This window comes from Alishewanella sp. BS5-314, assembly GCF_025377695.1.
Lineage (GTDB): Bacteria > Pseudomonadota > Gammaproteobacteria > Enterobacterales > Alteromonadaceae > Alishewanella > Alishewanella aestuarii.
On record NZ_JACEHJ010000002.1, the window covers coordinates 871,183 to 895,400 of the forward strand.

Sequence of the window (24,218 nt, forward strand, 5' to 3'; positions counted from 1 at the left end):
CCAGCGCTTAAAGGCTGGCTTGCTGGTAAAATATCATCTGAAACTAACGCAGGACCTCACTCAGCGCCTGTAAACACAGCGCCACATTTTCCCGCCTGGCGCCAAAGCCCATCAGGCCAATGCGCCAGGCCTTGCCGGCCAGATCACCAAGACCAGCGCCAATTTCCAGATTATAGTCGTTTAGCAAACGGCTACGCACAGCGGCGTCATCCACGCCGGCCGGGATATAAATGGCATTAAGCTGCGGTAAGCGATAAGGCTCGGCCACCACAAAGTCGATCCCAAGCTGGTGTAACCCCTGCTTTAATTGCTGATGCATCGCCTGATGTCTGGCCCAGGCTTGCTCCAGACCCTCTGCCGCCAGTAAGCGTAGCGACTCATGCAGCGCGTACAGCGTGTTAACCGGGGCGGTGTGGTGATAAGCCCGTTTAGCACCGCCGCTCCAATAGGACATCACCAGGCTTTGATCAAGGAACCAGCTTTGCACCGGCGTCTTACGTGCTTTGATTTTTGCCACTGCAGCCGGCGAAAAAGACACCGGTGATAAACCCGGTACGCAAGACAAACATTTCTGACTACCGGAATAAATAGCATCAATACCCCAGTCATCTACGCGCAGCTCGACACCACCAAGTGAGGTGACGGCATCAACAATACTCAGACAATCATACTGCCTGGCCAGCGCACAGAGCGTTTTGGCATCTGATAGCGCTCCGGTTGAGGTTTCCGCATGCACAAAGGCCAGAAAGCGCGCATCCGGGTGCTGCTGCAGCGCTTGTTCCACCTTAGCCGGGTCGACCGGTTCGCCCCAGCTATGATCGACCGTCACGGCAATACCGCCGCAGCGTTCGACATTCTGCCGCATCCGTTCGCCAAACACGCCGTTACGACAAACGATTACCTTCTCATCTGGCTCCACCAGGTTGACAAAACAGGCCTCCATCCCGGCTGAGCCCGGTGCGGAGATGGCCAGCGTCATCTCGTTACGGGTTTGAAACGCATATTGCAGCAGTTGCTTCAGTTCATCCATCATGCCGACAAACAGCGGATCCAAATGGCCGACAGTGGGTTTACTTTGTGCGGCCAGCACCGTCGGATAGACATCAGAAGGCCCGGGGCCCATTAAAATACGCCGCGGTGGATTAAAAGCCGCGATAATAGGTGCGGGGATCAGCGCCAGGGTCATAAATAAGCTCTCCTTAACATAGCCTGCAGCGTGCAAGGCAAAAAAGCGAACTGGCAGCATAGCAAATTATCCGGCCAAAGACGGTGCAGGCGCGGCATTTAGCTGAATAACGAAGATAAAGCGGCGAAATAGCGGCACGACAGCCGTGCTGTTGTCGGCTATAATCGCCGGTTTCGTCAGTGGGAGTACCCTATGCAAACCCTACCCGCCTGTCCCAGTTGTCAGGCTGAATACACCTATCAGGATGGCGAGTTGCTGCTTTGCCCGGCCTGCGGCCATCAATGGTCTGCGACTGACAACGCAACCCCTGAGCAAGGACTGCAAATCCGCGATAGCGCCGGCAACCTGCTGCAGGACGGCGATACCGTTACCGTAATTAAAGATCTAAAAGTGAAGGGCTCTTCAGCAGTAGTGAAAATTGGCACTAAGGTGAAGAATATCCGGCTGGTCAGTGGTGATCACGATATCGATTGTAAAATTGATGGCTTTGGCGCCATGAGCCTGAAGTCGGAGTTTGTACGTAAGGTTTAACTGGCGGTAGCGCACCAGATAGCAAACACCCCGCTAGTGCGGGGTGCTGTCGGTTAAGGCTTAATTGCAGACTTAAGTTAAGGCTTAAAACTGCCGGCTGTTTTGCAGCGCAGCAATGCGTTTTTCCAGCGGTGGATGGCTTAAGAACAGCTCTGATTTGGCTTTCTTACCGGAAATACCAAAGGCCATCATACTGCCTTCCAGCCGGCTTTCATGGTTATACTTTAACCGCTCCAGCGCTTTAATCATCTTATTAGCCCCGGCTAAGCGTGCGGCACCGGCGTCAGCCCGGTATTCACGCTGGCGTGAGAACCACATCACAATAATGCTGGCCAGAATACCAAATACCATTTCCAGTACGATCACAATGGCAAAATACGCCAGCTGACCCATCTGCTGATTGTTGTTGCGAATAACACCGGCAATCAGCCGCGCTAAGAAAATCACAAAGGTATTCACCACGCCCTGGATCAGCGTCAGCGTCACCATATCGCCATTGGCAATATGAGACACCTCATGTGCCAACACCGCTTCGACTTCATCTTCGCTCATATTGCGCAGCAAGCCGGTAGAGACGGCGACCAACGCATTATTACGGTTAGCCCCGGTAGCAAAGGCGTTCATTTCCGGCGAATCATAGACCGCCACTTCCGGCATACCAATGCCTGCCGCTTTCGCCTGTTTGGCCACGGTATTCATTAGCCAGTGCTCAGTAGCATTACGCGGCTGAGTGATCACCACAGCGCCGGTAGAGCGCTTGGCCATCCACTTAGACATCAGTAACGAGATAAAGGAACCACCAAAGCCAAAAATCGCGGCAAACACCAGTAAGCCGCCGATACTGCTATGGTCTATGCCCAGAAAGCTGAACACGATATTTAATACAATGCTCAGAACTAAAATAACCGCTAAGTTGGTTGCCAGAAATAACAACACCCGTTTCATCGATACACCCTCTTAAGATTTACTGCACCTGTATATATGGGCATAGACCCTGAATTCAATTTCTGGTTGCCGTTTTACGGTAAAAAGTATGAAAAGTCAGGTAAAAAGTGTAAGCAAATATAAGCACTCAGCACGCTCTAAGCCAGTTGTTGCTCTAGGGCAGTCGCTAACTGAAGCGCGACTGCCGGCTTAGCGACAGCGGCATAAGGCACAGTAGCCAGCAAGGGCGCCTGAATACGCTGCGTTAAGTCCGCAATATTTTGTGCCAGGTAAAGCATCTCCGGGCTGATAATATTGGCGACCCAACCAAGGATTTTGGCGCCACTGCGCTCTAGTTCCCGCACCGTGAGCATGGCATGATTTAAACAGCCCAGCTTAATGCCTACCACTAACACCACCGGCAATTGCTGTTCCAGCACCCAATCTGCCAGATAACGCTTTTCCGATAAGGGTAATAACCAACCGCCAGCGCCCTCGATTAAAATGCGCTGCGCCTGAGTTTGCTGTAACTGCTGCAAATGTGCAGTCAGTTGTGGCTCATCCAGCCTGACACCGGCCGCCGCGGCCACCAGATGCGGTGCCGCCGGTTCCGCTAAACACACCGGATTATGCTGCGCATAAGGCAACGCGATACCGGAATATTGCTTTAGCAGTAACGCGTCACTATTTTGCAGACTGCCATCCGCCGCCTGCTCTGCACCCGCTGCCAGCGGCTTCGCGCCCAGCGCAGTGATGCCCAAAGCGGCATAGCCTTGTAACAACAAGGCACTGACATAGGTCTTACCGGCATCGGTATCAGTGCCGGTAACAAAAAAACAGTGTTGACTCATCATTAATCCCTGCCTGGCTTGTTAAGCTGTAACACCGCAACCTGATAGCTGGCCGTTAAACCTGCGGCACTGGCATTGGGATAGGCCGCCGCAACCTGTTGCCAGTAACCCTTGCCGGTTAACCCCTGCCGCCCACGATTGGCAATATAACTGGCGCCCAATTGTTTTAGCTCTTTTGCCAGCGCAAAGATATCCGGGTAGCTCAGGTCAAGCTGATAGCGGTCCACTTGCCAGCTTGCACCTGAGGCCGCTGCGGCGGCGCTCAGTGCATTGAGGGGTAAAAAATGTTGCACATGCTGGTGCTGATCCACGGCGGCGAACGCGGTCTGCAACTCGCTAAGGGTGCCGGCAACTAAGGTCGTGACCACAGCACGGCCCCCTGGCGTCAATACCCGGCTAATTTCGCGCAATACCTCGGCTGGTTCAGGGCACCACTGCAGCATTAAACTGGAAAAGACAGTATTGATACTGGCATCTGCCAGTGGGATCGCCGCCGCATCGGCTAACAGATAATGCGCCGCCTGCCCCTGTGCCTTGGCCGCAACCAGCATGCCGGCACTAAAATCCAGCGCAGTCAGCGTTTCGGTATGCGGTGCTAACTCCGGATGCAGCCAACCCGGGCCGCAGCCCAAATCGAGCGTCTTGCCCAGTGTTGTGCCTGTAAGCGAACCGGCAGCCGTTAAACCGGCTAAAGCCTGATAGGCGACCTGGCGCTGTAAACGGGCCGCGTGCTGATAACTTGCCGCCGCTTTACCAAAACAGGCGGCGATAGCGCCCTGAGAAGCTTGCATTACAGCCTGCATTAAAAGTACTGCCTTAAGGTATTGATTAAAAACCGGATATCTTCCGGCCGATGACTGGCGCTCAGTGTTATGCGTAACCTGGCGCTATTAGGCGGTACCGTCGGTGGCCGGATCGCGGTCAGCCAAACCCCTTGTTGTTGCAGGGCCTGGCTTAGTGCCAAAGCGCGACTGGCTTCGCCTAATAGCAGCAGTTGAATGGCACTGTGTTGGCTGCTATCCAGCCAGCTCGTTGTCGCCTCTTCTGCTTGCAGCAGCGGTAATCCGGCCTCTGCTGCCAGTTGTCGGAACAAGCGGATATTGTCCTGCAGCTGGTCACGTCGCCACTGCTCAGTGCGAACTAAACGGATAGCACAGTGCACTGCCGCGCAAAGTGCCGGTGGCAGCGCTGTGCTGTAAATATAATGTTTGGCAAACTGTTCCAGATACTCGATAACGGTACTGTTCGCTGCCAGAAAAGCACCGCTGGCGCCCAGGGCTTTGCCAAAATTGGCCATGGTGCAGAACAGTTCGCTGTTTGCCACGCCCTGAGCCGCCGCAGTACCGCGCCCCTCTGGCCCCAGTACACCAAGCCCATGCGCATCATCCAGCAGCAGCGCGGCCTGATGCTGCTGACACAGCCTCAGCATAGCCGGCAGATCCGGGCTGTCACCATCCATACTAAACACCCCTTCAGTCACTACCAACTGATGACTAGCGCTGGCGGTTTTTTGTAACAGCTTTTCTAAGGATGCCAACTCATTATGCGCAAAACGCCGCAGTGGCTGCTTGGCCTGTGAAGGATGCTGCTGGGCAGCGCTAATCAACGAGGCATGACAGAGCTTGTCGAGCAGCAGCTGATCATCGGCACTGGCCAGACATTCCAGCATACTTTGGTTAGCGGCAAAGCCCGAGCTAAACAGCAAGACCTGCTCGACGCCAAGCCAGTCACAAAGCTCGGCGCTTAACGCCTGATGCGCGGCATGAAATCCGGTTACCAAAGGCGAGCCGGTACTGCCTACCCCATATTGGCCGACGGCATCACACAGCGCTTGCTGGACTTTGGGCTCGCTGGCCAACCCCAGATAGTCATTACCGGAAAAATTCAGATACTGCCGGCCATTAACATGCAATAACCGGCCAGAGACAGTGCCAAGTGCCCTGGTGCTACGCCTGAGCGCCTTAGCCTCGCGCTCGGCAAGTGCCTGTTGCATGGCGGCAAGCTGCATGGCGCTTAGCCTGCAGCATGATATAGCGGCGGATTTTGCTGCTCTTTAATGGCATCGGCCAGTGCCAGCGCATGGGCTTCATCCGACACGTCCTGGCGCTTTTCCGGCACTATGCCGAGCTTGGCGAATAATTGCATATCCGCATCCGCCGCCGGGTTTTCGGTGGTCAGCAGTTTGTCACCGTAGAAAATGGAGTTGGCGCCGGCGAAAAAGCACAAGGCCTGCATCTGTTCATTCATCCGGCTGCGACCGGCTGATAAGCGAACATGACTTTTTGGCAACATAATACGGGCCACAGCGATGGTACGGATAAACTCAAAACCGTCCAGATCGGCGACATTCTCCAGCGGTGTGCCTTCTACCTTGACCAGCATATTAATTGGCACACTCTCCGGATGCAGCGGCAAATTGGCAATTTGCATCAGTAACGCCGAGCGGTCATTGGCACTTTCGCCCATACCGACAATGCCACCACAACAGACTTTCATGCCGGCATCGCGTACATGGCTCAGCGTATCCAGTCGATCCTGATAACTGCGGGTGGTGATAATCTCACCATAAAACTCCGGCGAGGTATCCAGGTTATGGTTGTAGTAATCCAGACCCGCTGCAGCCAGTGAATGCGCCTGCTCCGGCTCCAGCTTACCTAGTGTCATACAGGTTTCCAGGCCCATGGCTTTTACGCCACGCACCATTTCAATTAAATACGGCATATCGCGCTGCTTAGGGTTACTCCAGGCGGCGCCCATACAAAAGCGGCTGGCGCCCTTGTCTTTCGCGGCCGCAGCCTGGCGCAGCACCTTTTCTACCTCCAACAGCCGCTCACGCTCAAGGCCAGTATTGTAATGGCCACTTTGCGGACAATATTTACAATCTTCGGCACAGGCACCGGTTTTAATCGACAGCAAGGTGCTGACCTGCACCTCATTGGCATTAAAATGTGCCCGGTGCACCGACTGTGCCTGAAACAATAGATCGTTAAAGGGTAAGGCAAACAGCGCGTTAACCTCGGCTAAAGTCCAGTTATGGCGGGGAGTAACCTGAAAAGATGTGGCCTGCATGGGGATCCCTGTTATCAGCGTAGCAGCATTGAGCCGCAATGGTTTTTCCGCTAGTCTAGCGACCAACCCCGGCTTGTCAACGCAGACCAGCCATCAAAGTTTACTAATGATTATTTTATGAGCGTAAATCTGGATTTTGATCGCCAGCATATCTGGCACCCCTATACGTCGATGTTAACGCCACTACCGGTTTATCCGATAGTGCGGGCCGATGGCTGCGAACTGGAGTTGGAAGACGGCCGTAAACTGATTGACGGTACCGCTTCCTGGTGGTCAGCCGTGCATGGTTATAATCACCCGCGGCTTAATCAAGCCATCAGCAGCCAACTTAGCCAGATGGCGCACGTGATGTTTGGCGGCATTACCCATCAACCTGCTGTGGCACTCTGTCAGCAGCTACTTAAGATGGTACCGGCCAATCTCAGCAAGGTTTTCCTGGCCGACAGCGGCTCTATTGCGGTAGAAGTGGCGCTGAAAATGGCGCTGCAATACTGGCAAGGTGTGGGTCAAACCCAAAAGACCCGGCTGGTAAGTCTGCGCAAAGGCTACCATGGGGATACCTTCGCGGCGATGGCGGTCTGCGATCCGCATGACAGTATGCATAGTATGTTTAGCCAGTTATTGCCACAGCATTATTTCCTGCCGGCACCACAGAGTGCTTTTGCCGGCCCCTTTGACGATAACGATCTGATGCCGCTGCGTGATCTGCTGCACCAGTCTGCCAATGACATCGCCGCCATCATTCTGGAGCCGATCGTTCAGGGCTATGGTGGTATGCGCTTTTATCATCCGGATTATTTACGCGGTGTACGCGAGCTCTGTGACCAGTATCAGGTGCTGCTGATTGCCGATGAAATTGCTACCGGCTTTGGCCGCAGCGGTAAGTTGTTTGCCTGTGAGCATGCCGCAATCAATCCGGATATCCTCTGTCTGGGCAAGGCGTTAAGTGGTGGCTATCTGACGCTGGCCGCCACGCTGTGTAGTGATGAAATTGCCCGCGGTATTAGTTTAAGTGCGGCCGGCGGGTTAATGCATGGCCCGACCTTTATGGCCAATCCGCTGGCCTGCGCAGTGGCACTGGAGAGTATCCGCATCATTGCCGAAGGGCACTGGCAGCAGCAGGTTGCTGCCATTGAACGACAGCTCAGCGCGGAGTTAGCGCCCTGCGCTAAGCTTGCCGCCGTAAAACAGGTGCGGGTACTGGGCGCCATTGGCGTACTGGAAATGCGGCAAAAAGTGGACGTGGCGAAATTACAGGCTCAGTTTGTCGAGCGCGGCGTCTGGATCCGGCCCTTTAATAACCTGATCTATATTATGCCGCCCTTTACCATTAGCAGTGCACAGCTAAGCCGTCTCACTTCGTCGATGTACGAGGTCGCCTCGTCGTGCTAGAGTAAACTAAACAGCAAAACAGGCCGTAGTTTTTGTGCCTAAACTATTGGAGCCGATAATGAAATTAACTAAAACCCTTAGCCTTTTTACCGGCGCAGCCCTGCTACTTTGTAGTAGCGTGGCGTTGGCCAACCGCTTTGCCGATGTACAGGTTAGTGCCACCCCGTTAAAAGATAATGTCTATATGCTGACCGGCGCAGGCGGCAATATGGCTGCGGTCGCCGCACCTCAGGGCGTGCTGTTGATTGACAGCCAGTACGCGGAGCTGGCGGAGAAAATTCGCGCCAGCTTAAAAACGCTAAGCCCGGCTGAACTCACAACGTTGATTAATACCCATATGCATGGCGATCATGTTGGTGGCAATGCCGCCCTGGCCGCGCAGGCTGACATTATTGCTCATGCCAATGTTAAAACCCGGCTGGCCGCTAACGCCAATTTCGATCCGGCGGGCTTACCGAAAACCAGCATCACAGAGAAAACTACGCTTAATCATTATGGCGTGGAGCTGGTGCTGGAGCCGATGCCGGCCAGCCATACCGACGGCGACTTGCTGATTTGGTTCCCGGCACAGAATATTGTGCATATGGGCGATCTGATGTTTCAGGGCCGCTTTCCGTTCGTTGATACCAATAATGGCGGCAATGTGCAGCAATATATTGAAAATACCCGCTATGTGATTAGCAAAATTGATGAGCAAACGCAGGTGATTCCGGGCCATGGTGAGCTGACTAATAAAGCCGGCTTACAGCGAGAACTGGCTATGATGGAGCAAACGCTGGCGCTGGTGACTGCCGCCAAACAGCAAGGCGTCTCTGAAGCCGAACTCATTGCCAAGGGCCTTGGCGACGAGTTCAAAGCCTGGCACTGGAACTTTATTACCGAAGAGCGTTGGATAAAAACCCTGTATCAGGCGGTACCCTGATGCTAAAACGCCTGAGCCTGCTTGGCGCACTGTTTTTCAGCGCCGCTATCTTGTCACAAACCCCGGGTGAACCAGTGCAGTATCTGTTGTCGGAAATAAATGGCAGCGGCGCGAACCAACTGGCGCTGACCGATGGCAGTCTCTGGCGTTTAACGGCACCGCGGGCTTTAGCCCGTGGTAGCGCTATTCTGATTAGCGGCCGTAACTTACGTACTGGCAACGTACAGGCATTAAGTGGCGGCTTTCAGTTTGATCTGAGTTATCAGGATGGTCAGCTGCCGGCGCAACAAGGTTATAAGCTGCAACTGATAGCCAGTCAGCAGGATGGCAAGCAACTGCTGCTGGAAAATAATATCCGGCTTTGGGTGCTGGATGCGGATCGACTCGAAAGCCGGCACTTTCGGGGTACAGCTGAGGTGATCCTAAGTGCCGATGGTCAACAGCTTATTTATTTACCTAATTTGAAAAAGGTGCAGGTCCGTCAGGTCGCCACGCCCTAGTACGCAACTTTCTTCCGGCGAGCCAACTCTTTTCTGCTGGCGCAATTTTTTGCTTGTATTCAGCCTTGCGCCAAGTATCATTACTGCTTTAATTCAATCCGGGCGCTAGAGCTGATGCCGCCCCTGCTTGTCCCTTTGGAGTTGTTTGCATGACGCATGCTGTTATTAAAGATGTTCTGGCCGGTCGCTATGCGGTTGGCGAAAAGATCACGGTAAAAGGCTGGATCCGCACCCGCCGCGATTCAAAAGCCGGTATTTCCTTTTTAGCCGTGCATGACGGCAGCTGTTTTGATGCGGTACAGGCCGTGGTTCCGGCCAATCTGGCCAATTACGAAACAGAAGTAAAGCGTCTGACCACCTCTTGCTCTGTGGCAGTTTCAGGTGTGATTGCCCGCTCTGAAGGTCAGGGCCAGGCGTATGAAATTCAGGCCGATGTCGTTGAAGTGTTAGGCTGGGTAGAAAACCCGGATACTTACCCTATGGCACCCAAACGCCACAGTATGGAATATCTGCGCGAGCAGGCGCACCTGCGGCCACGTACCAATATTATGGGCGCAGTCACCCGGGTACGGCATTGCCTGGCACAAGCCATCCATCGCTTTTTCCATGAACAGGGTTATTACTGGATCAGTACGCCAATTATTACTGGCTCTGATACCGAAGGTGCCGGTGAGATGTTCCGCGTCAGTACGCTGGATATTCACAACCTGCCACGTAACGACCAGGGTAAAATCGATTTTAGCCAGGACTTCTTTGGTAAAGAGACCTTTTTAACGGTATCAGGTCAGCTGAACGGCGAAGCCTATGCCTGTGCGCTGTCAAAGATCTATACCTTTGGCCCAACCTTCCGTGCCGAGAACTCGAACACCAGCCGCCATCTGGCTGAGTTTTGGATGATTGAACCGGAAGTCGCCTTTGCTGAGCTAAAAGATATCGCCCAGCTGGCCGAAGATATGCTGAAATACGTGTTTAAAGCGGTACTGACCGAGCGCGCCGATGATTTAGCCTTCTTTGCCGAGCGGATTGACGCCGATGCGATCAACCGGCTGGAAAAGGTGGTGAACTCCAGCTTTGTGCGGATGGACTACACCGATGCCATCGAAATTCTGAAAAACTGCGGTAAGAAATTCGAGTACCCGGTGGAATGGGGTGTCGATCTGCAGTCTGAACACGAGCGCTATCTGGCCGAAGAGCATATTGGTGCTCCTATCATTATGCAAAACTACCCGAAAGACATTAAAGCCTTCTATATGCGCTTAAATGAAGACGGTAAAACCGTGGCCGCGATGGACGTCCTGGCACCGGGTATCGGCGAGATTATCGGCGGTAGTCAGCGTGAAGAGCGCCTCGAAATGCTGGATAAGCGTATGGATGAGATGGGCCTGAACAAAGAAGATTACGGCTGGTATCGCGATTTACGCCGCTACGGTACTGTACCGCATGCCGGTTTTGGCTTGGGTTTTGAGCGTTTAGTATCTTATGTAACCGGTGTCGGTAACGTGCGCGATGTGATTGCGTTCCCACGGACACCAGGTAATGCTGAGTTCTAAACACTGACTGGGCAAGGCTTCGGTATCAGCACTGCCGGAAAATCAACAGTGCCGGGGAAAGCCCGGTACTTGCAAAAAAGAACCCGCAACAATTGCGGGTTCTTTTTTGATGAGGAATATACCGTCAGACCGGATCACCTCACTACGAATGCCAGCGACTAAAACTCGCTAAAGAAAGCGTCTGCATCCAGCGGCGTACGATTAGGCGCACCGCCATTTGGCGTACCCAGATATAAAAAGCCGACAATTTCATCGTCTGCCGCCAGCTCAAACGCCTGCTTAACATAATCATACTGAGTGTAAGCGCCGGTGCGCCAAATGCCACCATAACCTAAGGCAAAGGCCATTTGCTGCATTGCCATCACCGCACAGGCGGTTGATTGCACCTGCTCGGCTGCCGGCACCTTGGCATGCTCGGTGACTTTAGCAATACAGACGATTACCATCGGTGCCCGCAATGGCAATTGCCGGGCACGCTCCTGCAGCTCCAGTGACAAGGTTGGATCTTCTTCAATGGCGGCTTCGGCAAAGACATCACCCAACCGGGTTAGCGCTGCTTTACCCTGCACTACCACAAAACGCCACGGACGTAAGGCACCGTGATCCGGCACCTGCACCGCGGCACGTTTAATCAGTGCCATAGCCTCAGCTGAGGGAGCCGGCTCGGTTAGGCGCGGCGACGAATAACGGCTGGTCAGAAGAGTTAATGCATCCATAAACTTACCTGTAAATAGCGAGAGCTGTTGCTGCGCAGGCTATCAAAAAAAACCGTCTGACTCACGGCAATTTTGCAGCAAGCTGCGCAAGTGGCGATTAACTCCGCGAAAACTGCTCAGTCAACGCCTGTTGGTAAAGCTGAATATAACTTTGCACCGAGCTTTGCCAGCTAAAGTTCTGCTGCATACCGCGTAATTGCACCGCCCGATAGGCTGGCTGTTGCAGATAAAGTTGCTCGGCTTGCTGTAACGCCGACAATAAAGCGGCGATACTGACATCACTAAAACCAATGCCCGTTGCGGCCTGGTCTGGCCATGGGACAACGGTATCTTGCAACCCCCCGGTTAACCGCACCAAAGGCACAGCGCCATATTTCAGACTATACAGCTGATTTAAGCCACAGGGTTCGAATAACGATGGCATTAAAAAGAAATCACCGGCCGCTTCAGTCTGGTGTGCCAGGGTCTCATCAAAGCCCTCAAAAAAACGGAACTGCGCCGGAAAATCTTCCTGTAACTGATAGAGTTGCCGGCAATAATGTTGCTCGCCACTGCCAACAATAAACACCTGCACCGGACTTTGCAGCAAAAACTGGCGCAGTGCCGGGATCAGATAGTCATAGCCTTTCTGACCGGTGATCCGGCTTACCGCCACCATTAACGGCACGTCGGCCGCCGGTAAATGAAACCGGGCTTTTAGCTGTTGTTTGCAGGCTGCTTTGCCACTTAGATCGGTGCTATCGAAATTTTTAATCAAGGTTAAATCGGTGGCCGGATCCCACTGCTGATAATCGCAACCATTCAGAATACCGACAAAATCAGCTTGCCGTTGTTGATACAAGCGGGCCAAACCATTGGCCGCTGGCTCCGATAACAACTCGTCACGATAGCCCTGGCTGACCGTATTCACTTTGGCCGCATAACGAATGCCCTGCTCCAGCATATTCAGAAAGTGATCCTGCTGCTGCGCCAGTTCCAGCTTACCAAACCACTCTGCGCCGGCCGTTAACTGATAGGCGCCATTATGGATAGTAAACACAAAGGGGACCCTGCCAAGTACCGGGTCCTGCGCATAATGCTGTTTTAAATAGGCCGCTGTCACTGCGGTTTGCCAGTCATGGCCATGGATCAGATCGACATCCGGTAAATACTGGCGGCACCATTCCAGCGCGGCTTTGCAGAAAAACGCAAAGCGCAGCGGATTGTCGGCATAACCCTGATCACCATCATCATAGGGCCGCTCACGATGAAAGAAATCATGATGCTCCAGCAGGCGGATATCCACCCCACCCTGACTGGCTTGCGCCAACTGCCGTACCGCGCAGCCCAGTGGCCGGCCGCCTAAATGAAAATAAACCGAGTGCCATTCCCCGGTTGGCCGGCTATACAGATTGGTATATTGCGGCAATAAAACGGTGACCTGATGGCCAGCATCAACCAGCCCCTGCGCTATGCCGCGACAGGCATCTGCCAGCCCACCGGTTTTGATCAGCCCTTCATATTCACTACATAACAACAGAACTCGCACCAGGCAGATCCTTTTTTAGCGGGCAGCCTTAGCTGCCACTGTCATCATCAAAACCCACTTTGGCCCCTTTCGGGATCACCACCACACCACCTGGCGAGATATGAAACCGCTTGCGATCCGCTTCAATATCCTCACCAATCACCGTGCCGGGTGCTATCTTAACATCTTTGTCGATGATGGCACGGCGAATACGGCAGCCACGGCCGATATCGTTATTGCCCATCAGTACGCATTTTTCGATATAGCTATGGCTATGTACATGCACGTTGTAACCCAGAATCGACTGATAAACGATAGAGCCGCTGACAATACAACCCGCTGCGACCATTGAGCTAATCGCCTGCCCGGTACGGTTCGCCTGATCATGCACAAATTTCGCCGGCGGCATCGGTGGCGTATAGCTACGCAGTGGCCAGTAACGGTTGTATACATCAAACGGCGGATCAATAGAAATCAGATCCATATTGGCCTCGTAATAAGAGTCCAGCGTACCAACATCACGCCAGTAACCGGAACTGCTCTCCGATTCACCACGGATTTTATTAGTCGAGAAATCATAGACAAAGACTTCACCGCCCGGCACCAGGCCCGGAATAATATTATGGCCAAAATCATGTTTGGAGTCCGGATTATCGGCATCGTCGTTTAACACCTTAACCAGACATTTGGCTTCAAAAATATAGTTACCCATCGAGGCCAACACCATATCGGGCCGGCCGGGGATGGTTTTCGGATCCTGTTTCGGTTTTTCCTGAAAACCGATCATCCGGCCGTCGGCATCGACTTCAATAATGCCAAACTCATGCGCCTGCGACACCGGTACCGGAATGGCAGCCACCGTCAACTTAGCCTGCTTTTTGCGATGAAAGTCCAGCATTTGCCGCACATCCATCTTATAAATATGGTCGCCACCAAAAACACAGATATGCTCCGGATCCAAGCCTTCAATTAAATGCAGGTTTTGATAGATGGCATCAGCCGTGCCCAAATACCAGTGCTTACCGGTTTGCATCTGGGCTGGGATAGGATCAATAAAACGGTTGGTAATGCCGCCGACCCGCCAGGCGCGGCTTAGGTGTTTCATTAGAGAGTGCGATTTAAACTGCGTAATCACAAAAATTTGCAGCAAGTCTGAGTTCACAAAGTTGTTTAAGACAAAGTCAATGATCCGGTAGTTACCACCGAACGGCACCGCTGGTTTCGCCCGCACGCCGGTTAAAGGCGCCAAACGGGTACCTTCACCACCCGCCAGAATCATCGTTAATACACCTGACATAGTTTCTCCCCTTTAGCACTGTGCCTGGCACAGTGGTTCCATATAATGAAATTGATACTGTGTTATCCCCGGGGTTGGTCTTGGTTGTGCGGGGTTCAGGCGATTGCTGCAGGCTTTTCACTGCACTGCTTGGCCTTCACCTGCTATGCAATAGCAATACCAATATCTGACTACTGCTTGGCGGCTTTGCATTTTATTAGTGTTAATGAAACTACTAATAAAGATAGCAGCTAATACTGCGTAAAAATAGGGCAAGTAAAGGACAAAAAGATGACAAAGAGATGACCGGTCGCACTTTTTTGGTGCAACCGGCCAGTCAAAGGTAGGGAACCTGGCCAGAGCCAGGCAAAAACGACTAGATTTGTGCCGCCAGCTCCGCGCCCTGACGAATGGCGCGCTTGGCATCAAGCTCGGCAGCAACATCCGCACCGCCTATTAAATGCACTTTCTGCCCCCGCTCAATTAAACCTTGTTGCAGCGCCCGCAGCGGCTCCTGACCGGCACAGATCACCACATTATCCACCGCCAGGCAGCGCTCTTCGTTATTAATGCTGATCCAAAGCCCGGCATCATCTACTTTCAGATAATTTACGCCGGCCAGCATTTCCACGCCTTTTTTCTGCAACGAGGCCCGGTGTGCCCATCCCGAGGTTTTACCCAGGCCAGAGCCAACCTTGGTATTCTTGCGCTGCAACAAATAGATCTTGCGCTTGGCTGGCTCAGCCGGCTCGGCTTTTAGCAAGGCACCACGCGCCTGATACGCCTTATCAACGCCCCAGTCTTTTAACCAGGCATCCGGTTGCAGCGTCAGTGAATGCTCCTCGGTCAGATATTCCGATACGTCAAAGCCAATGCCACCAGCGCCAATAATAGCCACATGCTTACCCACGGCTTTATGGTCGCGCAGCACATCCAGATAACTCAGTACTTTCGGATGGTCCTGCCCCGGCAAACCAATATCACGCGGCACTATCCCGGTGGCCAGAATAATCTCATCAAAGCCACCGGCGCTTAACGACTCCACGCTTTGCTCGGCATTTAAATGCAGCTTAATCGCATGCAGCTCCAGCATGCGGCCGTAATAACGCAGGGTTTCGTGGAACTCTTCTTTGCCCGGAATTTGCTTGGCATAGTTAAACTGGCCGCCGATTTGGTGCGATTTATCAAATAAGTGCACCTCATGGCCACGCTGCGCAGCATAAACACTAAAGGCCAGGCCAGCCGGGCCGGCACCCACTACCGCCAGCTTTTTACGGGTTGTAGCCGGGGTAAAATTCAGCTCAGTCTCGTAACAAGCACGCGGGTTAACTAAACAACTGGCGCGCTTTTGCTGGAAGATATGATCCAGGCAGGCCTGATTACAGGCAATACAAGTATTAATCAGATCAGCCTGATCAGCAGCCGCTTTATTCACAAAGTCGGCGTCAGCCAGGAAAGGTCGCGCCATACACACCAGGTCAGCCTGACCATTAGCCAGAATATCTTCCGCTACCTGTGGATCATTAATACGGTTGGTGGCAATCACCGGCACAGACAGCTCTTTGCGCACCCGCTCCGTGATCCAGCTAAAGGCAGCCCGCGGTACCCGGGTGGTAATGGTCGGGATCCGCGCCTCATGCCAGCCAATGCCGGTATTAATCATCGTCGCACCGGCCTTGGCAACGCCTTTACCTAAAGCGACGACTTCATCAAAGGTATTACCATCTTCTACCAAATCGAGCATAGACAGCCGGTAAATGATAATAAAGTCCTTACCACAGGCTTCACGCACCGCCCGCACCGTTTCCAGCGCAAAACGGCTGCGGTTATCAAAGCTTCCGCCCCATTCATCGGTACGCTGGTTAGTGCGCTGACAAATAAACTGATTAATCAGGTAGCCTTCCGAGCCCATAATTTCCACACCATCGTAACCGGCTTTTTTCGCCAGTTTGGCGGCATTGGCAAAGTCTTTAATGGTGGCACGCACCTGACGGCCAGACAGCTCTGATGGCTTAAACGGGGTAATGGGTGATTTAATTTTGCTGGGGGCGACGTTAAACGGATGATAACCATAGCGACCAGCATGTAACAGTTGCAGGCAGATCTTGGCGCCGTGCTGATGTACAGCTTCAGTGACCTGCTTATGCTTGCCAACCTGCCACCAGAAGCTCAACTGACAGCCAAAAGGTACCAGATTGCCGCGAAAATTCGGGCTGATACCGCCGGTAATAATTAACCCGACACCGCCTTTCGCGCGTTCAGCATAAAAGGCCGCCAGTTTACTAAAACCATTTTTCTCTTCTTCCAGGCCGGTATGCATCGACCCCATAATCACTCTGTTGCGTAATGTTGTGAAACCGAGATCGAGCGGTTGTAATAATTGTTGATAAGCCACATAAACCTCTCTGGTCGTACCTGTCATAAATGCCAGACTCTAGCGAGTTTGGCGCCGTTTCGCAAGCGATATACATTTTCTTACAAATTCGGTTTCGACTTTGCAGCAAAAGCAGTTAGCATACTTAATGCAAAAAATCGTTCGAGACACAGGAATATCTCATGGCAGAAAAAAAGAAAGGCATCATCCGGCGCTTCTTTGGCGCGATCTGGGCCGTCTATAAGGGCTTTCGCTCCACCGTGCTTAATATCATCTTTATTTTATTTGTGATCTTAATTGGCAGCGCCATCTTCGGTGGCGGCGACAAAGTTAAAGTGGCGAAAACCTCTGCCCTCTACCTGAACCTGAGAGGCGATCTGGTTGAAGAGAAACGCTTTGTTGATCCTATCGCCGCCATTATGAATCAGAGCCTGGGTGGCCAGGAAGAAACGCCGGAGATCCTGGTCAGCGATCTGGTTGCGGTAATTAATCATGCCGCTAAAGATAACCGCATTCAGGCCATGGTGCTGGATTTATCCGGTTTAGGTCGTGCTTCACTGGACAAGATGCTGGCCGTTGGCAGCGCGATTGAGAATTTCAAGCAAGGCGGTAAAAAAGTATTCGCCTACGGCGCCTTCTTTGCCCAAAACCAGTATTTCCTGGCCAGCTATGCTGATCAAATCAGCCTGGAGCCGATGGGTGCCGTGATCCTGGAAGGTTACGGCAGCTATCCGATGTTCTACAAGAGCGCACTGGAAAAACTGAAGGTCAGCACCCATGTGTTCCGCGTGGGTACCTATAAATCTGCGGTAGAGCCCTACACCCGCGATGATATGTCTGCTGAAGCCAAAGAAGCCAATATCGCCTGGTTAAATGCGCTGTGGCAGGAATATAAAGAACAGGTTGCCGGCCGTCGTGGCTTTGCACTGGATAACTTTGACGAAACCTTTGCCAGTCTGTATGCCAAGGTGGCTGCCGCCGAGGGCGATTTAAGCAAGTACGCGCTGGAAAACAAGCTGGTTGATAGTATCCAAACCCGCGAAGAGTTCCGTCGCAGCTTAATTGCCGTTGTCGGTAAGAACGACAAGAATACCTATAACCATGTCACCTTCGATGATTACAGCAAGCTGGTGTTACCGGCCAAGCAGTTTGATAATCCGATGACCGAAAAAGTCGCCGTTGTCGTGGCCCGCGGTATGATTATCGATGGTACCGCTAAAGCCGGCACCATTGGTGGTGACTCTACTGCAGCGCTGTTACGTCGTGCCCGTCATGACGATAAAGTAAAAGCCGTGGTACTGCGCATTGACAGTGGCGGCGGTAGCGCCTTCGCGTCAGAAGTGATTGGTCAGGAAATTACCCTGCTGCGTGAAGCTGGCAAACCGGTTATCGCTTCTATGGGCGCCGTTGCTGCCTCAGGTGGTTACTGGATTGCCGCGCCTGCCAATGAAATCTGGGCCGCCCCGACTACGATCACCGGCTCTATTGGTATCTTCGGTTTAATGCACACCCTGGAAAATGCGATGCAAACTCTGGGCTTAAACGTAGATGGCGTAGGTACCACTGAGCTGGCAGGCTTATCTGCCGGTGTTCCGCTGTTTAAAGGGTTAAATGACCCAATGAAAGATTTAATGCAGCTGCTGATCGAGCGCGGTTATTCCGAATTCCTGACCATGGTGGGTAAAAACCGCAATATGAGCGTGGAAGCGGTAGATAAGGTTGCCCAAGGCCGCGTCTGGACCGGCCGGATGGCGCAGGAGTTTGGCCTGGTGGATAAACTGGGTACCTTCGACGATGCCATTGCCCGTGCTGCGGAAATGGCTGGCCTGGATAACTACGATGTCAAAGTGATCCAGCAAGAGTTAAGCCCAACAGAGCAATTCTTTGTTGATATGTTTGGTGCGGCCCAGGCCAAAGGCTGGGTACCGAGCTTCGGCCAGTCGATGCAAAACCGTGCCCTGCGTCAGTTAAGCCAGCAGGTACAACAGGACTTCCTGTTAATGAACCAGTTTAATGACCCTAATGGTATCTACTCCTACTGCCTGAGCTGCCAGATCCACTGACAGCAAACGCAATAAGGATTACAATGCCCGGCTCTGACCGGGCATTTTTTTAAGGTTCCCATGCAAAGAAAACGTATTTATGTCGCCTATACCGGCGGTACCATCGGTATGCAGCAATCCAGCCGTGGCTTTATTCCGGTACCGGGCTTTTTAACCGACACGGTAAAACGGATGCCGGAGTTTTACCGGCCGGAAATGCCCGAGTTCGACATTCATGAGTATCATCCGGTAATTGACTCCTCCGACATGACGCCGGCGCACTGGTTAAGTATTGCCAAAGATATTCAGGCAAACTATCAGCATTATGACGGCTTTGTGGTGCTACATGGCACCGATACCATGGCTTACACCGCCTCTGCGCTGTCTTTTATGCTGGAGAATCTGCAAAAACCGGTGATTATCACCGGCTCACAGATCCCACTGGCGCAGCTGCGCTCCGACGGCCAGGTTAACCTGTTAAACGCGCTGTATCTGGCGGCCAATTATCCGATCCCGGAAGTGTCGCTGTTCTTTAATAACCAGCTGTTCCGCGGCAACCGCGCGACCAAGGCCGATGCCGACGGCTTTAATGCCTTTGCCTCGCCCAATTTACCGCCGCTGCTGGAAGCCGGGATCCATATCAAGCTATTAGCCGGCAAGCTAAGCAATAGCGCCGAGGCCCTGCCGTTACAAGTTGCTGAGATCACCCCGCAGCCGATCAGTGTGGTGACACTCTATCCCGGCATTACCACCGACGTGATCAGCAATATGCTGGCCGCACCGGTACGGGCGCTAATTATTAAGTCTTTTGGTGTGGGTAATGCACCACAGCGCCCGGAACTACTTAAAGTGCTGGAGAATGCCAGTAACAGCGGCCAGGTATTAGTAAACTGCACCCAATGCTTTAAAGGCAAGGTCAATATGGATGGTTATGCCACCGGTAATGCCTTACGCCGCGCCGGCGTGATCAGTGGCTTTGATATGACGCTGGAAGCAAGCCTGACCAAGCTGCATTACCTGCTAAGCAAACCACTCAGCCCGGAGCAGATCCGCACTCAGATGCAGCAAGATCTGCGCGGCGAACTCACCCTATAAGCATAAAGCAACCCCACTCCACGACTCCGGTACGCTTGCCGTACCGGAGTCGACCCTGCGATCTCAAATCACGCAACTACCTTAACGCTACACCAAATCTCGACTCCGGTATGCTTGCCGTACCGGAGTCGGTCCTGCGATATCAAACTAAGCAACTATCTTAACGCTACACCAGACCTAGACTCCGGTATGCTTGCCATACCGGAGTCGGTTCTGCGATCTCAAATCACGCAGCTACCTTAACGCTACACCAGACCTCGACTCCGGTATGCTTGTCGTACCGGAGTCGGTTCTGCGATCTCAAATCACGCAGCTACCTTAACGCTACACCAGACCTCGACTCCGGTATGCTTGTCGTACCGGAGTCGGTTCTGCGATAGTGGGTTATAAACTTTGGGCGTGATATGTAAGCAATCCTGTTACGAAGAAATGCTGCTTTGTGCCAAAAGCGGAAATTCACTGAAGTTTGATTAAATCGGCGCTTTTCACTGAAAGCGGACATTCCCAACAAAAACTGAACTGGGGGCTCTCGAAAATTTCGAGACATCTTCATATTGCCAAAAAGTTAACAAAGAACTTAGAAATACCAAGCATTGTGGCCCATCTATCCTTGGTTGTATTGCAATGACAAGAATTGGTTCCAAAGAAGATATGCCACAGCCCACATTTGGTTGGATAGAGATCGCGTTGGTTTTGCGATGCTGCGATTAAACGGGACAAAACGAGGAAGATTCAGATATTAGAAATTTAACTAACAAAATGCTGTGGATGCATGGGTATCTTGAGCCGCAGAAAAAGTGATTGGTCTGTAAGGTTGTGGAATGACTACCCATACAAAATTTAAGTTCAACTCACAAAATGCTATGCAAATTTCAAAGTCATGATACGCTATTTTATTGTTCCGAAATCCTGATTATCAGCGAGAGGCACAACCATGATCCGCTGCCATCTAGCCCGCATGATGGGTGAGCACAAGATGCGTATAGCCGACGTTGCCAGAGAAACGGGGTTAAGCCGCGCTACGGTGACTCTACTCTATAAAGAGACGGCCAAGAAAGTGGATCTGGAAGCCGTTGAAAAACTCTGCCTGCTTTTTGAGTGCCAGGTCGGCGACCTACTTGAGCTGATACCAAATTAAACAAGGAATGTTATGAAATTTAATGAAGATAGCCGCGTCAAAATCCCCGCAATACTGCACCTAATGCGATTAGGTTATAAGTATCTATCACTCAAAGGGCAAAACTGGGATCTAGATACCAATATCTTCCCTGAATTATTTAAAACCGCTATCTGCAAAATCAACCCTGGTATTGGAGATGATGACGCAGGCCGTTTACTGGAAGATGTTAAGCTCTTAATAGATAACGAAGACTTAGGCAAAGCCTTTTTTGAACGCCTATCTGAGCGCTCGAATACCAAGCTGATTGACTTTGAAAACTTCAATAACAACACTTTCCATGTTGTTACCGAGCTAACGTATCAGAATGGCGATGAAGAATTCCGCCCGGACATCACGCTGTTAATCAATGGTATGCCGCTAGTGTTTATTGAGGTGAAAAAGCCCAATAACCGTGAAGGTATTTTGGCCGAGCGAGACCGCATCAACAAACGCTTCCAAAACCCAAAGTTTAAACGTTTTGCCAACATCACCCAGTTTATGATTTTCTCCAATAACATGGAGTACGATGATGGAGACCCAGAACCTGTGCAAGGTGCGTTCTATGCTAGTAGTTCCTACCACAAGCCGATATTTAACTATTTCCGTGAAGAGGAAATCTTAAACCTAACTGCTTTGCTGAAATCGGTATCAGATGCAGACGAGCTGAACGTCTTAAAAGACAACAATTTGGAAGTGATCCGCAGCAATCCTGAGTTTCAAACAAACAAGCAGCCTGAGCGCCCAACCAACCGCATTTGTACCTCGCTACTTAGCCGTGAACGCTTAACCTTCATTTTACGTTACGCTTTGGCTTATGTATCCGAGTCAGATGGGCTGCAAAAACATATCATGCGTTACCCACAATTGTTTGCCACAAAAGCTATTGAACAAAAGCTTAGTGAAGGAGTTAAAAAAGGCATTATTTGGCATACCCAGGGCAGTGGTAAAACCGCACTGACATTTTACAACGTGCACTTTTTAACCGACTACTTCCAAAAGCAACAAGTCATTCCAAAGTTTTACTTCATTGTCGATCGCATAGACTTATTGCAGCAAGCGCAGCGTGAATTTACCTGCCGTGGTTTAACGGTTCATACCATAAATTCACGAGAAGCCTTTACACGTGATATTAAAGCTACTCAAGTGATCCACAACCATTCTGGTAGGCCAGAAATCACCGTAGTGAACATCCAAAGGTTTCAAGAAGCCTCAGATGTGGTCAGCACTAAAGACTATAATGTAGCGATACAGCGCGTGTACTTTTTAGATGAAGTACACCGCAGCTATAACCCCAAAGGCAGTTTTTTAGCCAACTTAAGCCAATCTGACACCAACGCCATCAAAATCGGCTTAACCGGCACGCCACTATTAGGGGATGACTACAACTCGCGCGTCTTATTTGGTGATTACATTCACAAGTACTACTACAACGCATCTATTGCCGACGGCTACACCTTGCGTTTAATCCGTGAAGAAATCAGCACCCAATATAAAATCCAACTGCAAAAAGCGCTTGAAGAAGCTGAAGTCAAAATGGGCGATGTCGAGCGCAAGCTGATTTACGCCCACCCAAGTTTTGTTGAACCTATGCTGGCTTACATTGTGAACGACTTTGAAAAAAGTCGTGGCGCACTCAATGACGCCAGCATCGGTGGTATGGTTATCTGCGACAGTGCAGAGCAAGCCGAACAAATGTTCGAAAATTTTAATGCGGTTTATGCTGAAACACCTGTTCTCCCAAAGAAAACGGTAGCTTCTGATAATCAAGTGCTCGAAATCTTCGAGACTGCACCTACAGCCTATACAGAATCGGTTAAAAAAGCACAAAAAGTAAAAAACGCCGCGTTAATCCTGCACGACATCGGCACAAAAGAAGAACGTAAAAACTGGGTAGAAGAATTCAAGGCAGGCAAAATCGACTTTTTGTTTGTGTACAACATGCTACTCACCGGGTTTGATGCCAAGCGCCTGAAAAAGCTTTACCTTGGCCGGGTGATCCGAAAGCACAACCTGCTGCAAGCACTAACGAGAGTGAACCGCACCTACAAAGATTTCCGCTATGGCTACGTGGTGGATTTTGCTGATATTCGTAATGAGTTCGATGCCACCAATAAAGCCTATTTCGAAGAATTACAGTCAGAGCTTGGCGACGAGATGGAGCACTATTCGCACCTCTTTAAATCTCAAGAAGAGATCAAACAAGAGATCGAACATATCAAAGATGTCCTATTCCGTTTTGATACGGACAACATGGAGGAGTTCTGCAACCAAATCAGCCAAATACAAGACCGCGACACCGTATTAGCGCTTAAGAAAGCCTTAGCAGATGCGCGCAGCTTGTATAATCTTATTCGCTTGCAAGGTGAGCATGACTTTCTGCATGAGCTAGATTTTGCCAAGATCAATGTGTTGTTCCGTGAAACCTGCAACCATTTAGACTTACTCAACCTTAAAAATGATTTAGAAAGTGGTCAAGACACAAGTAACCTGCTCAACCGCGCCTTGGAAGACGTGATCTTCAAGTTTGTAAAAATCGGCGAAGAAGAGCTGGTACTGGCCGACAAGCTCAAAAACACCCTGCGTCAAACCCGCGAAGCACTGGCCAGCAACTTCGACCAACAAGATCCCCAGTTCATTAGCTTAAAAGAAGAGTTAGAGCGCCTATTTAAAAAGAAAAATCTCAGCGAAGTTACTCAGGATGAAATGGTTGCCAACATAAACGCTCTGAATAAAATTCACGACCGTGTAAAAGAGCTGAATCGCCAAAACAACCAATTGCGGCAAAAGTACTTAGGTGATGCCAAATACACCCGCATTCACAAACGCTTGCAAGAGCGTCAGCAAAGCCAAAGCGATATTAGTGAATCAGAGCGTAAAATCTTTGCAGCATTGGCTGGCGTCAAGCAAGACGCCGACGAGCAAGTGGTCAACAACAGCCAAATGTTAGATAACGAAAGCTACTTCGAGCGACAAATGATACCGCTGGTCATTAGTCGCTTTGTGAAAGAACAGCAAATCAAACTGAACGCCGACGCCTCGCGTTATATAAACCGCCTCGTCGTCGCCGAATATTTAAAAGAATTTAATACCGGCAGCCAAGCGTGGTAGTGGCTAATGATTAACT

The 24,218-nt window shown here is 51.4% G+C and carries 19 protein-coding genes; 9 read left to right on the forward strand and 10 right to left on the reverse strand.

Going from position 1 to position 24,218, the window contains the following annotated elements:
* Positions 1 to 43: 43 nt before the first annotated feature.
* Positions 44 to 1,174 carry a pyridoxal-phosphate-dependent aminotransferase family protein gene (locus H1D31_RS08570; protein WP_261260080.1) on the reverse strand — a complete coding sequence of 377 codons (1,131 nt, stop codon included), beginning with the start codon at positions 1,172 to 1,174 and terminating at the stop codon, positions 44 to 46.
* Between the two features lie 204 nt (positions 1,175 to 1,378).
* Between H1D31_RS08570 and H1D31_RS08575 the strand changes: the two genes are divergently transcribed.
* Complete coding sequence (locus tag H1D31_RS08575) at positions 1,379 to 1,717, forward strand: zinc ribbon domain-containing protein YjdM (protein WP_008608465.1); 339 nt, start codon at positions 1,379 to 1,381, stop codon at positions 1,715 to 1,717.
* An 84-nt stretch (positions 1,718 to 1,801) separates the two neighbouring features.
* On the opposite strand, the gene htpX is transcribed toward H1D31_RS08575, so the two are convergent.
* The 5 genes from htpX to bioB form a co-directional block, all read right to left on the reverse strand.
* A complete protein-coding gene (gene htpX, locus H1D31_RS08580) occupies positions 1,802 to 2,662 on the reverse strand; it encodes a protease HtpX (RefSeq protein WP_261257740.1) in 861 nt (286 codons plus the stop codon).
* A gap of 137 nt (positions 2,663 to 2,799) precedes the next feature.
* Positions 2,800 to 3,492, reverse strand: a complete 693-nt coding sequence (gene bioD / locus H1D31_RS08585) for a dethiobiotin synthase (protein ID WP_261257743.1) — start codon at positions 3,490 to 3,492, stop codon at positions 2,800 to 2,802.
* A gap of 2 nt (positions 3,493 to 3,494) precedes the next feature.
* A complete protein-coding gene (locus H1D31_RS08590; protein WP_261257745.1) occupies positions 3,495 to 4,283 on the reverse strand; it encodes a methyltransferase domain-containing protein in 789 nt (262 codons plus the stop codon).
* 11 nt (positions 4,284 to 4,294) lie between these two features.
* Entirely contained in the window at positions 4,295 to 5,500 is a 1,206-nt protein-coding gene (locus H1D31_RS08595; RefSeq protein WP_261257747.1) for an aminotransferase class I/II-fold pyridoxal phosphate-dependent enzyme, read from the reverse strand.
* A 5-nt stretch (positions 5,501 to 5,505) separates the two neighbouring features.
* Positions 5,506 to 6,561: a biotin synthase BioB gene (gene bioB / locus H1D31_RS08600; RefSeq protein WP_008949270.1), complete on the reverse strand. Its 1,056-nt coding sequence runs from the start codon at positions 6,559 to 6,561 to the stop codon at positions 5,506 to 5,508.
* Between the two features lie 117 nt (positions 6,562 to 6,678).
* Here bioB and bioA point away from each other — a divergent pair, with 117 nt between their 5' ends.
* From bioA to asnS, 4 genes are all read left to right on the forward strand, one after another.
* Positions 6,679 to 7,953, forward strand: a complete 1,275-nt coding sequence (gene bioA, locus H1D31_RS08605) for an adenosylmethionine--8-amino-7-oxononanoate transaminase (RefSeq protein ID WP_261257752.1) — start codon at positions 6,679 to 6,681, stop codon at positions 7,951 to 7,953.
* Between the two features lie 58 nt (positions 7,954 to 8,011).
* Entirely contained in the window at positions 8,012 to 8,875 is an 864-nt protein-coding gene (locus H1D31_RS08610) for an MBL fold metallo-hydrolase (protein ID WP_261257756.1), read from the forward strand.
* On the forward strand, positions 8,875 to 9,375 hold the full coding sequence (locus H1D31_RS08615) for a hypothetical protein (protein ID WP_261257758.1): 501 nt from the start codon (positions 8,875 to 8,877) through the stop codon (positions 9,373 to 9,375). Before H1D31_RS08610 ends, H1D31_RS08615 begins: the two co-directional genes overlap by 1 nt.
* A gap of 149 nt (positions 9,376 to 9,524) precedes the next feature.
* Positions 9,525 to 10,925, forward strand: coding sequence for an asparagine--tRNA ligase (gene asnS / locus H1D31_RS08620; protein ID WP_065954777.1), 1,401 nt, complete (start codon positions 9,525 to 9,527; stop codon positions 10,923 to 10,925).
* A gap of 158 nt (positions 10,926 to 11,083) precedes the next feature.
* On the opposite strand, the gene H1D31_RS08625 is transcribed toward asnS, so the two are convergent.
* The 4 genes from H1D31_RS08625 to H1D31_RS08640 form a co-directional block, all read right to left on the reverse strand.
* A complete protein-coding gene (locus tag H1D31_RS08625; protein ID WP_008949274.1) occupies positions 11,084 to 11,641 on the reverse strand; it encodes an NAD(P)H nitroreductase in 558 nt (185 codons plus the stop codon).
* Positions 11,642 to 11,738: 97 nt separating this feature from the next.
* On the reverse strand, positions 11,739 to 13,169 hold the full coding sequence (locus H1D31_RS08630) for a glycogen synthase (RefSeq protein ID WP_261257761.1): 1,431 nt from the start codon (positions 13,167 to 13,169) through the stop codon (positions 11,739 to 11,741).
* A gap of 28 nt (positions 13,170 to 13,197) precedes the next feature.
* A complete protein-coding gene (gene glgC / locus H1D31_RS08635; RefSeq protein WP_008949276.1) occupies positions 13,198 to 14,445 on the reverse strand; it encodes a glucose-1-phosphate adenylyltransferase in 1,248 nt (415 codons plus the stop codon).
* Between the two features lie 355 nt (positions 14,446 to 14,800).
* Entirely contained in the window at positions 14,801 to 16,846 is a 2,046-nt protein-coding gene (locus tag H1D31_RS08640) for an NADPH-dependent 2,4-dienoyl-CoA reductase (protein ID WP_314732995.1), read from the reverse strand.
* 134 nt (positions 16,847 to 16,980) lie between these two features.
* Between H1D31_RS08640 and sppA the strand changes: the two genes are divergently transcribed.
* The 4 genes from sppA (at position 16,981) to H1D31_RS08660 (ending at position 24,202) form a co-directional block, all read left to right on the forward strand.
* Positions 16,981 to 18,861 carry a signal peptide peptidase SppA gene (gene sppA / locus H1D31_RS08645; protein ID WP_261257764.1) on the forward strand — a complete coding sequence of 627 codons (1,881 nt, stop codon included), beginning with the start codon at positions 16,981 to 16,983 and terminating at the stop codon, positions 18,859 to 18,861.
* A 60-nt stretch (positions 18,862 to 18,921) separates the two neighbouring features.
* Positions 18,922 to 19,935, forward strand: coding sequence for an asparaginase (gene ansA / locus H1D31_RS08650; RefSeq protein WP_008949279.1), 1,014 nt, complete (start codon positions 18,922 to 18,924; stop codon positions 19,933 to 19,935).
* Positions 19,936 to 20,869: 934 nt separating this feature from the next.
* Positions 20,870 to 21,073, forward strand: a complete 204-nt coding sequence (locus tag H1D31_RS08655; RefSeq protein WP_261257767.1) for a helix-turn-helix domain-containing protein — start codon at positions 20,870 to 20,872, stop codon at positions 21,071 to 21,073.
* Positions 21,074 to 21,085: 12 nt separating this feature from the next.
* Positions 21,086 to 24,202 carry a type I restriction endonuclease subunit R gene (locus H1D31_RS08660; protein WP_261257769.1) on the forward strand — a complete coding sequence of 1,039 codons (3,117 nt, stop codon included), beginning with the start codon at positions 21,086 to 21,088 and terminating at the stop codon, positions 24,200 to 24,202.
* Positions 24,203 to 24,218 lie beyond the last annotated feature (16 nt).